This is a genomic window from Bacillus sp. EB106-02-03-XG38 (assembly GCF_058792175.1).
Genome location: NZ_JBYTED010000004.1, coordinates 370,655 through 382,996, shown reverse-complemented (window position 1 = coordinate 382,996; position 12,342 = coordinate 370,655). Strand labels below are relative to the sequence as shown.

11 protein-coding genes are annotated in these 12,342 nt (G+C 36.3%); 1 reads left to right on the top strand and 10 read right to left on the bottom strand.

From position 1 onward, the window contains the following. Window positions 1-40 precede the first annotated feature (40 nt). From gap to AC3WTI_RS20575, 5 genes are all read right to left on the bottom strand, one after another. Window positions 41-1,045, bottom strand: coding sequence for a type I glyceraldehyde-3-phosphate dehydrogenase (gene gap, locus AC3WTI_RS20595; RefSeq protein ID WP_000161236.1), 1,005 nt, complete (start codon window positions 1,043-1,045; stop codon window positions 41-43). 26 nt (window positions 1,046-1,071) lie between these two features. Next, window positions 1,072-2,100 carry a gapA transcriptional regulator CggR gene (gene cggR / locus AC3WTI_RS20590; RefSeq protein WP_087959319.1) on the bottom strand — a complete coding sequence of 343 codons (1,029 nt, stop codon included), beginning with the start codon at window positions 2,098-2,100 and terminating at the stop codon, window positions 1,072-1,074. 135 nt (window positions 2,101-2,235) lie between these two features. Next, window positions 2,236-2,481, bottom strand: a complete 246-nt coding sequence (locus tag AC3WTI_RS20585) for a glutaredoxin family protein (RefSeq protein WP_144488536.1) — start codon at window positions 2,479-2,481, stop codon at window positions 2,236-2,238. Window positions 2,482-2,490: 9 nt separating this feature from the next. Then, window positions 2,491-3,798, bottom strand: coding sequence for an RNA polymerase factor sigma-54 (gene rpoN, locus AC3WTI_RS20580; RefSeq protein ID WP_087959317.1), 1,308 nt, complete (start codon window positions 3,796-3,798; stop codon window positions 2,491-2,493). Window positions 3,799-4,421: 623 nt separating this feature from the next. Then, complete coding sequence (locus AC3WTI_RS20575) at window positions 4,422-5,303, bottom strand: hypothetical protein (protein WP_255258664.1); 882 nt, start codon at window positions 5,301-5,303, stop codon at window positions 4,422-4,424. 1,317 nt (window positions 5,304-6,620) lie between these two features. Between AC3WTI_RS20575 and AC3WTI_RS20570 the strand changes: the two genes are divergently transcribed. After that, a complete protein-coding gene (locus AC3WTI_RS20570) occupies window positions 6,621-6,824 on the top strand; it encodes a hypothetical protein (RefSeq protein ID WP_064460075.1) in 204 nt (67 codons plus the stop codon). Between the two features lie 62 nt (window positions 6,825-6,886). Here AC3WTI_RS20570 and AC3WTI_RS20565 read toward each other — a convergent pair whose 3' ends face one another. From AC3WTI_RS20565 to AC3WTI_RS20545, 5 genes are all read right to left on the bottom strand, one after another. Next, window positions 6,887-7,246: a hypothetical protein gene (locus AC3WTI_RS20565; RefSeq protein WP_097840937.1), complete on the bottom strand. Its 360-nt coding sequence runs from the start codon at window positions 7,244-7,246 to the stop codon at window positions 6,887-6,889. A gap of 18 nt (window positions 7,247-7,264) precedes the next feature. Next, window positions 7,265-7,870: a hypothetical protein gene (locus tag AC3WTI_RS20560; RefSeq protein WP_097840936.1), complete on the bottom strand. Its 606-nt coding sequence runs from the start codon at window positions 7,868-7,870 to the stop codon at window positions 7,265-7,267. Window positions 7,871-7,878: 8 nt separating this feature from the next. Continuing rightward, window positions 7,879-8,268 (bottom strand): phBC6A51 family helix-turn-helix protein, encoded by a 390-nt coding sequence (locus AC3WTI_RS20555; RefSeq protein ID WP_097840935.1) that lies wholly within the window; start codon window positions 8,266-8,268, stop codon window positions 7,879-7,881. After that, window positions 8,265-8,534 (bottom strand): helix-turn-helix domain-containing protein, encoded by a 270-nt coding sequence (locus tag AC3WTI_RS20550; protein ID WP_097840934.1) that lies wholly within the window; start codon window positions 8,532-8,534, stop codon window positions 8,265-8,267. The genes AC3WTI_RS20555 and AC3WTI_RS20550 overlap by 4 nt, the downstream gene beginning before the upstream one ends. A gap of 2,808 nt (window positions 8,535-11,342) precedes the next feature. After that, window positions 11,343-12,323: a tyrosine-type recombinase/integrase gene (locus AC3WTI_RS20545; protein WP_097840932.1), complete on the bottom strand. Its 981-nt coding sequence runs from the start codon at window positions 12,321-12,323 to the stop codon at window positions 11,343-11,345. Window positions 12,324-12,342: the final 19 nt, after the last annotated feature.

Sequence of the window (12,342 nt, the reverse complement as noted above, 5' to 3'; positions counted from 1 at the left end):
TCTCCCTCGTTTTGTCATTGATAGCTTATATAATTAAGAATTAAAGACCTTTAGAAGTCATGTAAGCTGCTAAGTCTACTACACGGTTAGAGTAACCAGTTTCGTTATCGTACCAAGAAAGTACTTTAACCATGTTACCTTCCATTACCATTGTAGATAATGCATCGATTGTAGAAGAAGCTGTACATCCGTTATAGTCGATAGATACTAATGGCTCTTCGCTGTATCCAAGGATACCTTTTAATTCGCCTTCAGCTGCTGCTTTGAATGCTGCATTTACTTCTTCAACTGTTACTTCTTTGTCAAGTTCAACAACTAAGTCAACTAGAGAAACGTTAGCAGTTGGAACACGTACAGCGCCACCGTTTAATTTACCTTTAAGTTCTGGTAATACTAATGCTACAGCTTTAGCTGCACCAGTAGATGTTGGGATCATGTTTTCAGCTGCTGCACGAGCACGACGTAAATCTTTGTGTGGTAAGTCTAAGATTTGTTGGTCGTTAGTGTAAGAGTGAATTGTAGTCATCATTCCGCGTTTTACGCCGAATTTTTCGTTTAATACTTTAGCGAATGGAGCTAGACAGTTTGTAGTACAAGAAGCGTTAGATACTACGTTGTGGTTAGCTGCATCGTATTGTTCGTGGTTAACACCCATAACTACAGTGATATCTTCGTCAGAAGCTGGAGCTGAGATGATAACTTTCTTAACTGATCCACCTAAGTGTTTTTCAGCGTCTGATTTTTTAGTGAAACGGCCAGTAGATTCTACTACTACTTCTACTCCGTAGTCGCTCCATGGTAATTGAGCTGGGTCACGCTCAGCGATAACTTTAATTTCTTTACCGTTAACAACGATGCTGTTTTCGTTAGCAGATACTTCTGCATTTAAAGTTCCGTGAACTGTGTCATATTTTAAAAGGTGAGCTAATGTTTTAGCATCTGTTAAGTCGTTGATTGCTACTACTTCTACCTCAGAGTTGTTAAGAGCTGCGCGGAATACGTTACGTCCGATACGTCCAAATCCATTAATACCAATTTTAGTCATTTGAATTTCCTCCTTGGGGGATTATATTAAAGGGTAATACCCTTTGTTAACTGTTTTGCTGCACCTTCATCTGTAATTAAAATTGAAGTGTGCCCTTGTTTAATTACAGCCTGTATTGCCTTTGCCTTTGAAGAACCTCCAGCGACTGCAACAACGTGAGATACATGTTTTAAATCCTCAAGTTGCATACCAACTGTTCTTACTTTATGAACAACATTTCCTTGTTCATTAAAGTAGTAACCGAAAGCTTCGCCAACTGCTTCGCTTGCTTGAATCTTTAACCAATCTGCTTCTGAAGTATTTCTGCGACGTGCCATTGTTAACGCATCACCTATTCCATGAATGACGATATTGGAAGATCGAATCAACTCAAGAACTTCTTTCACGGAAGGCTCTGTCACAATAGACGCATATGCTTCGCTACTAACATGGTCTGGAACATACAATAAGCGATAATTACTCATCGTATTTTGCGCCATCTTGGCACAAATGGTATTGGCTTCTAATTCGACGCCCTCTCCAATTCCACCACGCGCTGGGACAAATAGCATATGTAAATCTTTGCAATCAAGCTGCATCATGTCCGCAGCAGCAGCTAGTGTAGTTCCTCCAGCCACAGCAACGATATTATTCGCTGTCAGACGGTCTTTTATACAAGTCACACAAGCACGGCCCATCTCCAGTTTGACCCAAGGTGATTCATCACTATCACCAGGGACAACGAAAACTTCATCCAAGTCTAATGTTTCCTTAAGTTGCTTTTCTAAAACCTTTAACCCGGAAATTTCTTTCATAAAGTCTTCCAAAGCAAGAACTAAAGCTGTTCCTTCTTCTGTCAAAGTCATTCCAGAAGAAGCGACGTGAACTAAGTTTTGTTCTTTCAAAACTTGAACTTCACTTCGCAATACTCGTTCTGTCATACCGAGACTTGCTGATAAGTTTCTTCTTCCAATCGGCTGCATAAGCCTAATGTATTGAAGAATCTGCATTCTCGTTTGCATAACAGGTAGCAGATCAGGTAATAATTTTTTTGTGTTCTGAATCCATGAGCGCATATCTTTTCTCCTCACTACATTGGTTCATTTTTCCTCGTGGTCACTTTACGTCCCGTAGTGACATTTTGTGTCCCACATAGGTTAAAAAAATAATCCCTGCTACGTGTATTATTGTAACAGGAGATAGAAACTTATTCAACTCTTAACTGCATTCTTTATATAGTTTATTATGACACCTTTGTGAATGTTACCATATTCTACTTGTTTCCCGCCTATTTCTACAACCGGAATCATGAGGTGATATTTTTCTAAAAGGTCATTATCTTCATATATATCTATTTCCTCGATTTGAAAAGAATATTCAAATTGTACTTCCTGTAAAACTTGTTTCGCCTTCACGCAAAGGCCACAATCTTTTTTTGTGTACAGTACAACTTTCATTTTCTTCACCTATCCGATCGTTTTTCGTAATGACGACGCTGGAATGTGCATTTGTTCTCTATACTTCGCCACTGTTCTTCGAGAAATAACGATTTCATGCTCTTCTTCTAATAATTTTGAAATCTTTTGATCTGATAGTGGCTTTTTCTTATTCTCCGCCTCAACAAGCGTTTGGATAAATTGTTTTACACGCTTTGTAGAAACTGCTTCATCTTCCGTAGTCGAAACAGCATTACTAAAGAACGATTTCATCTCAAATAAACCGTGTGGTGTTTGGACATATTTATTTCGCGTTGCACGGCTAATTGTAGATTCATGTACACTTAATTCTTCTGCTACTTCTTTTAAAGCAAGTGGCTTTAAATACTCCGGACCTTTCCAGAAGAAATCACGTTGTTTTTCCATAATAATGGTCATCACTTGCAGAAGCGTTTGTTTTCTTTGTTTCAAACTACGCATAATCCACTGCACATGCTGATACTTTTCTGATACATAAGATGCTACTTCACTTTCACTATTATTAAGAAGCGCACTATACTCAGAGTGAATTTCAATTCTCGGCATATTTCTCTCATTCATTTGTAAAACGAGACGATCACCATCTTTTTTCACTGCCATATCAGGCACAATATAAAGTGGTTTATCTGAAGAAAACGCAAGACCTGGTTTCGGCTGTAATGACGTAATACAGTTCACCGCTAATTGCAATTCTTCATTACTACACTTCAACACTTGAACGAGCTTTCGCCAATCTTTCTTCACGAAATAAGCGAAGTGATCTTCCACAACCTCTTCCGCTAATCCATTCCGTCTTTGTAAGCGCTTCAATTGTAAAGTTAGACATTCCTGAATATTACGCGCTCCTACCCCTGCTGGCTCAAGTGATTGGACAAGCTCTACAGAGCGGTCGACTACATCAATCGGTGCGGAAAGGAGATCTGCTAACTCTTCGTTCGTTTCTTGTAAATACCCATTTCCATCCATGTTCATAATAATGAAAGAAGCTACTTTTCGCTCTTCTTCATCTATTTTATAATACTGTATTTGATTTAATAAATGTTGCTGAATCGTTGTGGAATCCACACTGTAGATTTCCATCTGATTCTCGACTTGTTTGCTGGTACTTTTACTTGTGTTAGAGCTCTTTTTCTTCTCCCTCTCAAAACCACCTAACTCAATAAGGGGATTCTCTAACGATTGCTCATACAAAAACTCCGATAATTCTTGTACATTATACTGGAGCATTGTAATCGCTTGCCTTAACTCTTGTGTCATTGCCAAACGTAAGCTTTGTTCTTGTAAAAGACTTGCCTTCAAACTAATCTCCCCCTCGTTTCTATTGTACAATAAGTTTGGTAAAAGGAGAATCCTATCACAGACACCCATTCCAAAATATTATTAATTTATATGTATTAATGAGATTTACAACTTACAACTGAAATTTGAATAATATTGAAAGAAAATATTAACGTAACTAAATTATTACCACATACTAATAGTAAATCTTATAACCAGATATAACAAGAGGGTAATAAAAAAAGTCCTAACCTACAAAACGTAAGTTAGGACTTTTTGACGCGCCCAGAGGGATTCGAACCCCCGGCAGACGTGGTACCGGAAACCACCCGTTAATTTTCACGTGAAATATCAGTAAAAACAAGGTATTTCCTTATATATAATGTAGAAATAATCTTTTTAGACATGAACATACAACGTTATGTATGCAAATATATTTCGATTATAAACGCTTTCTTTCCTTTTTACAATAACGAGTACACGCTTTCTCTTCATTATCTTATTTTCATCTGATAGATTAATTCCGTTCCAATCTAACAATCCGTATCTTCTACAAGTGCCATACGCACCACACACTTTCTATTTGTCTGTATCAATCGATTTCTTGACACACAAAAAGAAACCTTTTTAAATAAAAGCCGCGATTATTTCGCGACTTCTTGTAAAATATCTTCAACGTCAATCCCTTTATTTTCACATAAAGCTATCATTGCAGAGATAACCGTAGGGAATTCATGTTCCTTAATAACTTTGGGATATGTGACACCTTTTTTTCCACTTCTAATAGCCCGTGTTTTTCTTGATTTTAAGTTTATTCCTGGCGTCACTTTGTACCGTAGATGATTTCGGAGGTCCTTCCACGCCATCTGATAATTCCCTCCATTTGCTTTACCATATCTAGCTGTTAAATTTTGAAGTACCTTGTCTGGAGTTTTAAAAGCCACTTCCTCTTTAGCTAACACCTTGATAACCGTTTTTTGTTCCTCTAACTTCGTTTCGATTTCAGCGATATGTCGATTCTTGAACGCCATTAAGCCGGTTGCGGCTTGTGCTAACGCGTTGATATCACCAGACATAAACGCTTGCCCTACCGCCATTTGTAACGTTTGTTCTTCGTTAATGTCCGCGACTTTAACTTCCTGCGTCGTTTTCTCTTCGATGTTTAAAAGTTGGGTGCGAACTTCTTTCGCAATAGCTGAATCGCGAAGCAACATTCCAACACGTAAGATTGCACGGCGTGGGAAAACTCCGTTATTTCCGTAAGCGATCGTATCGCCGCTTTCTAGTAAGCAATGTCCTTTTCTTTTCAAAATTGTAGTATATTCCTCTAAGGAATTAACTAACTCTTTACCTTTTAATGTCTTATAGCCGTCGCCCTCAACTTCTTTTCTGTTGTCATGTACAAGACTGAGTATCGCTTGTTTAGGGACTTCGTAAAAATCGGCAACTTGTTGTGTTGTCGCCATTTCTAAATTGGGTAATAGTAATAAACCTTTCACTTTTTCCAATACGTCCACACGGTTCATGTGTGATTCTCGAACATTAGCGTCAATAATGAATGCTTCTTCGTTTTTAATAATTGTAGTCATAATAAAATTCCTCCGAAAGTGTTTTTTTGTCCTTACACTTTCTATTTGTCCGTGGCGGTCGATTTCGTGACATTTATTTTTAAATTTTACTGATAATCAAACGGGCTTCCCGCCTTCGGATGAAAAATATATTATGTATTGTTGATATGCCCTACACGGCAAACTAAGAGGGGGCGTCACCCGTTGCGGGGGTCTTCGCCATTCTTCGATTCATTACACGTATATTTTGTTTGTGAAATGGCTTCTTCATGAAGGTTTGTAGATAAAGAGAAGTAAATAATGAAATTTTGAATGTTAATAATCAAATGAATCAATTCGAATAAAGAAGATATTGAAAGGTTCGAATGAAAATTCAATCCAAATAAAACATTATTAAATCAATATCAATGAATGATAAGTAGACAACTCTCATTGCTGTTCCATACACAGGACGTACGAAACATATGTAATAGTAATAGCATTCATTAGTAATCATTGTGTTGCGGGGATACTGGGCTTCGCTATCCATAATGAGATACGATAACCAATGCGTCATAGCGTTGCTTACATGTTATTCGATAGTGATAGATAAGTAATGATACATAGGTGTAGTCGTCCTGCTTCCCTCCTGCTGTGTCCTTGCACATAACAAATGCCATGCCGCTTGGAATGCCGAGTTACAAACGATGTACGGCGTGTTAAATAAATCACCCCATTTGAAATATACTACCCGTTCATTTTACATACCCCCTGTTAATGCACCGCCCCTTTAATTTTAATAATAAGAAACTTGCATATTGATATTGATTAAATGAACGAAAATAACCAATGAAAGAATTTTCAGTTTATTCATTGTGTAGCGAAGAAACTAAGGAATCCCTTCTTTGAAAACGTTGATTTAACAACAATGTATAAAATATTGCATAACGAAAAACTAACAACAAAATAACAATCCCTTGATAAAAGGGCATTTCACTATCTTTTAGTTTACATAACCAATGTTATAGGTAGTTATTTTGAATACGGCATTCAATTGCATGCAAATATGACTTGCAATAATTCCCGATTCCTTTCACAATTCCCTTCATTCCTGCCATTCGCGATTGCCTACAAATCTAGTAATGGTGCGGATTCCTCGGCTTCTTCGCACAAACATCAAATTGAAATCTGTTACGTGCTTAGTACGTTTTATGGAAATTATTTCTTTTAATCCACTTCCAAATTATGTATCATTAAATATACGGAATATTAAATTTATACGAAAGGGGTAACTATATGTTTTTACAAAAATATAAAGGTTTGATTATTGGGATAATTGGTGCTGTTATAGGAATATTATCTTTCTTTTATCTTAAAGATTTAGATTATATGTATAGATTGGGTCTTAGATTATTTTCTATAACATTAATAACTATAGGATGGATTATTGTCGAGAATTCGAACCATTTCTATAAAAAAAAGGGAGAGAACGACATGTAAATGTCATTCTCTCTGCTACTAGTATCTATTGTTTAGATTTGTTATGAATTTCTTCCATACGGCTACATTAAACCAGCTTTTTCAGCCTGTTCAAGATGTGCCAAGCGTTGCATATCTGCTTCAAGTTTCCGCTTGCGTGCGTGTTCTTCGTTTGCCGCCTGTGCTTTCGCTTCTAATTCGGCTAGACGCTTCATTCTCTCTTCATGTAACGCCTGTTGCTGTCTTTCTTCACGTCTAGAAGTGCTTTCACCATACGCCTGACTTAATTTAAGAAACGGATTCCCAAACCCCTGTTGTTTTTCTTCTGCCTGTTGTTGCTTGCGTACTTCTAGTTGTTGTACCTCCATTGTTTTTTCTGCTTCAGTAAGTCCGTTGTTATATCCTACGGCTAATAATTCAATTGCTGAAAGTCTGTTATTCATATTTTTAATTCCTCCTGGTTAGTATGCTTTTCGCATGTAGTTTTGTTCGTAACTTCTAGTTGGATAAGGTAAGGTTCCGTCATACGCCGCACCAATTTCTTGTGGTGTAACATATGGAGAATAACGATTATCTCCGTTAACTAATGGATACGGATAAGCGATCATTGTCGTTATATCCACTGGATTCTGACCAACGTATGTCATGATTTCATCGTAAGAACTCACGTCTGCAAACGTATCGTCCGCTAGTTCCTTTAATGCCATTACCTTCTTTAGGTACTCTACTTTCGTACGCTTAATCTCACTTGCAAGACCCTCTTGTCGGTCTTTGCCAGATTTCAGAACCGCAAGTCTTTCACGTAACAGGTCGTCCCTCATTGATTTTAATTCTGATAGAAACGCATCATTACGTTGTTTTAATTCCGTATCAACGGTAACTTTCTCCGCTACCCGTTCATTTAATGTCTCTTGAAGACTTTCATTCCCCGACGCAATTTCGCTTTGTAAATAAGCTATTTCATCATTTAACTGCATAAGACGAATATGTAACTTATTGCGTTCCGCTGCCGTCTTTTGTACGACGCTTTCCGCTTGTGCTAATACTGGTTTATTAGTTGTTGTCATAATTATTACTACCCCTTTAAAAGTGCATCAATGTCGGCTAGTAAATCATCTGTTACGCCGTCCTGCACGATATTGATTTGTTGTTTTGCTTGAACCTCTGAAACTTCTTTGAGTTGTCCAGTCGCTTTGAGATACAATTCAACCCATTTTGGTGACTTCCCCACCATTGCATTTTTAGCAAGTGTCTCCATAACCGCTTCATTTGCATCTTCAATAAGACGTCTTCGTAATTCCTTCTCCATTTCGACCCATTCGGGACGTTGACGCCAATAGTAAATGGTTCGGCGGTCTAGGTTCATGTCTTTAGCAATAGCCGTAACACTCTCGCCCGCCCTTTGGCGTTCAAATACCTGCGTTAAGAGTTCTAATTGTTGTGGTGTTAATCTACGTTGCTTCAATTAACAACGCCCCCTTTGTGGTCTACGAATGCGTTTATTACATAAATCTCTTCAATGGAATAACCAAGCCCCGCTAAACCTTTCCATAAACGCACATTCGTTAAGTCCGTAATTGGTGTACATCCACTTTCTACTTTCTTTAAAGACGAATGACATATGAACATCCTATCCGCCAGTTGAGAAGCCGTAACACCTTTGATTTTTCGTAAAATACCGATTGTTTTATGATTCAACGTAACTGGTATTTTCAGTTCTTTTTGTTCCATAACGTAACCCCCGTTTTTATATGTAAATTGATTTTCATTAATAGGAAAAAGGACAGACGTAACTCCTACATTACGTCTGCCCTTTTTAGGAAGGATTTGTTACCAATAGTAATAACTCTATCGGAAATGATTGGTTGAGAAGTAGTGTAAGACTTCCTTACTCTTAAGACAGGCTATGAGGTCTTTTAACAAGGAGAAAAAGAAACTTTTTATATTATTTGTGAAAGTAACAGATACAAAAAAGAACCCCGCGATTCGATCGCGAGGCAAGGAGGAAATATGAAATTTACAGCAACAAAGAGGAAAGGCAACTCTTATCATTTATCTTGTAGTTTGTTAGAAAGAGATAATTAATCTTCTTCTTTTAAACAAACAAGGGCGATAGCCCCAATGAGACCTTTAGGTCGAATTGTATCTTTTATCTTTAATAACGGTTTATCGTAAGATAGACACACTTAGCCATTAAAGAAAAGATTATAAGCTAAAGCTTAAATGCTAAAGCATTAAGTTTTTTAATAACGTTTTATTTTTCGTTTCTTTTCTTTTCTACTTATACCACAAACTATGTGATACTTTTACAAGTAATATAGAAAAAGTGGAATATTAAAATATAATACTTAATGTTGATACTACTGACTTTATTAACAATCACAATCTTTGGGATTAAGGTCGAAATCTCTTGTGACCTAAATTTTGTAAATTAGTTATATTTTAATAATCCCATATCATAGGAAACATTCGCTTGTGACGCATCACTTTCCGGAACACTGATTCTATGCGGTATAAATCACGTTATCAATTACAATCACAAAGGACAGTGACTCATAAGGAAATGAACCCCATTTAACATTCTTCAAATATATTTCATTAAAATGTCTCAAAGTTTGAGTTATCTGGTACATATATAATATACAACTGCTGTTCTTTTTTGCGTGATGCTAGAGAAATAACTTCCTCCAGCATTTGCCGTTTTATGACAAAATATATTGGTAACTTTTTTAAAAATAAGGTTAAATTCGTTGACAACTTTTTTGAAAAGCATTGTATTGACATGAGTTTTAAAATGTTGTTTCATAGTCATTGTATTGAAAAAAAGCGACTGTCTTGTCGAAAAGTAAAATTTAAAAAAAGAAAGAATTTATACATATATCTTGTGTCTTATTTTGAAACGTAATACAATATATAGGAAATACAGGAAATAAATCTAAGCGTAAATGCAACAAAATCTATCAATCTAATGTCCTAATAATTTAGAACGAAAATTGAATATTTCGGTATTTCAAATTAATAAGGAATATTAGATGAAATAGACACATGAAAAAAACTTAACGTAGTAGGATACGTTAAGTTTCATAAAAGGTGGTGATAAGATGAAAAACTACGACCACAAGCTATTAGTCTGTGCAATTTTAGGACTAGCCGTTGATATCGTCTTCGGCGTTTTAAATCTGTTCTTTTAATCTTTAATTTCACCAAGTTTTTACTAAAAGCATTTCAAGTGGTAGGACACTTGGGGTGCTTTTTTTTATACAATATGCGTTATCGTATATTAAATAACTTGTGCAACCCACTATGTTAACTATAAGTAAAAAAATAGTCAACAAGTTTTACAACACAATACATAATGTATTGTACATACATTATACGTTCAATACTTCCCTTTTTTCAAGATATCGACTCGAAATTTACAAAAAAATTTGTACAATAACATAAAGCAACTTAAACCATTTTAAGCCAAAATCCCTTAGTATTAAGCCTTTCTTCCCTTCATATATTCCTCAATATACTAAGCTTACCAATATCTTATTAACTTCCTTTTTTTATAACACCGAGAAACGCATTCTGACGCAATTATCTTTTGATTTACGTATCATTACATTACTAATCATCTTCTACCGCACTATCGTTTGTTGTCCCTACGGGCTTTCCTCCCCCAACGATTAACAAACCTAGTCGCGATCACTATCGTTTTGTATTCTTTATTCTTTATAACCTGATTCTATGATATTATAACAAAAAGATGAGGGACTTCACTCTTCCCTCTATGTACTTATTTTTTTATCTATTCATTTTGGCGTTTAGTCTTCAAGACTAGACGTCCTTTTTTCATTTTCCCCTATATAGTTCTTACTCTATATATCATTTAAATCCTTTAAAAGTCCTTGACCTGAAGGTCTTACGGTTTTTATCATGCTGAAGCGAAGTTAGGAAAACGGCTGATAGGCAGACTTATCCCCTACTTTGAGAGACTACAAAAAAGTAATCTAACAAAATAGATAGGATAAGTGTCTACGGTTAATGCCATGCTTTGCTTTGTCAGTATTCCGTGTGTAGACCCTATTCACTTAACGATTTTCATCGTATGCACCCTTTAACAATGACTTGTCCTTGTAATATCGTCCCTACACGACAAGCTGAATGCACTCCCTAACGCCGTAGCGTTAACGATAACCAACCGAACCTTTTAGACTAAACGCCTAGGCAAGTTCTCGCCTTCCCGCAACGTATGAATAGGAATCCATTACGGGTTGCCCTCTTTGTAAGAGTATGACTTGTACTCTCTGCACGAACGTGGGCTATCCAATCAGTTTTTAACGTGGTATCAGGCAATTCCACGTTCGGAATCACCGCACACCAACGTTTCTAATCATCTAAAAAAGGCGATAAGAAACTAAGCCCCTTGCTATCCATTTTTCAAAAATGGTATAATACAAGTGCTGAATGTACGGAGAATATCCGTTATTTAGTTTTAAAATGTAATTTTCAATTTCGAGTCATCCATTGCCGTGGGTGACTTTTTCCTTTGTTCTAAACCTCTAAATCATCGTTATCACTAGCCTTCATATACTGTTCAACTACGTGGGTATCCGAATAACTTAGATATACTTGTGTGGTCGATAAATCACTATGACCCAAAATAAGACTTAACGTTCGTATATCTCCACCATTTTTTAAAAAGTTAACCGCAAAAGTGTGGCGTAAACTATGTGGTGAACATCTACATTCTTTTGTTAAACTTGCTTCCTTCCCGTAACAGTTCATTCTTTTTCGTATATGGTCAGGATTCAAAGGGTCACCAAACGAGTTAACGAATACAGATGTTCCTAGCCCTTCAAAATACTCTCCTGTTTCTGTTACTAGTTGGGCTAATTCATTTTGAACTTTTTTAGACATCGGAATTACTCGACTCTTTCGGTTCTTGTTTTTTCTACCCGGTAATAAAATAACTCCATTATCAAAGTCAACGTCATCAATTTCTAAGGCGTTAATTTCGTTAATACGCAAACCACATTTAAGCATTACTAACATAGCTACATAATCCCTATATCCCGCATAAGAGGTCTTATCAACCATTGCAAATAGACGTTTTATTTGATTGTCGGTCAAAGTATAAATTTTTTGTTCATCGACTTTTACTTTCCTAATACCCATAACAGGATTATTCTCGATAACCATTTCTTTTTCTAAACGATTAAAAATCGCCCTAATAGCAGACAAACGAATATTAACCGTTACAGGTGATAACTTTCTTACTTTTAATAAATGATTCACGTATTTCCTTATATCGTCTTTCGTAACATCGGTAATGAGTTGGCGATTAATAACATTAATGAACTCCGACCAAAACATTCTATAATCGCTTATAGTACGTTCTCTATATCCTTCTGACACATAAATATCCATAACACGTTCTAACGCCCTATTAACCGTAATAGAAGGCTTAAAAAGAACGATATCTGTATCGATGTCACGACGCTTTCCAATCGCACGTCTTTTAACTCTTTTCATAACGAAAAAACCCCCTGTA

Excerpts from the sequence above, each read along its gene's own strand:
- AC3WTI_RS20560 (WP_097840936.1), bottom strand. The coding sequence starts at position 7,870 with ATGACAACAACTAATAAACCAGTATTAGCACAAGCGGAAAGCGTCGTA.
- cggR (WP_087959319.1), bottom strand. The coding sequence starts at position 2,100 with ATGCGCTCATGGATTCAGAACACAAAAAAATTATTACCTGATCTGCTA.
- AC3WTI_RS20550 (WP_097840934.1), bottom strand. The coding sequence starts at position 8,534 with ATGGAACAAAAAGAACTGAAAATACCAGTTACGTTGAATCATAAAACA.
- AC3WTI_RS20565 (WP_097840937.1), bottom strand. The coding sequence starts at position 7,246 with ATGAATAACAGACTTTCAGCAATTGAATTATTAGCCGTAGGATATAAC.
- gap (WP_000161236.1), bottom strand. The coding sequence starts at position 1,045 with ATGACTAAAATTGGTATTAATGGATTTGGACGTATCGGACGTAACGTA.
- AC3WTI_RS20585 (WP_144488536.1), bottom strand. The coding sequence starts at position 2,481 with ATGAAAGTTGTACTGTACACAAAAAAAGATTGTGGCCTTTGCGTGAAG.
- AC3WTI_RS20570 (WP_064460075.1), top strand. The coding sequence starts at position 6,621 with ATGTTTTTACAAAAATATAAAGGTTTGATTATTGGGATAATTGGTGCT.
- AC3WTI_RS20545 (WP_097840932.1), bottom strand. The coding sequence starts at position 12,323 with ATGAAAAGAGTTAAAAGACGTGCGATTGGAAAGCGTCGTGACATCGAT.
- AC3WTI_RS20575 (WP_255258664.1), bottom strand. The coding sequence starts at position 5,303 with ATGAACCGTGTGGACGTATTGGAAAAAGTGAAAGGTTTATTACTATTA.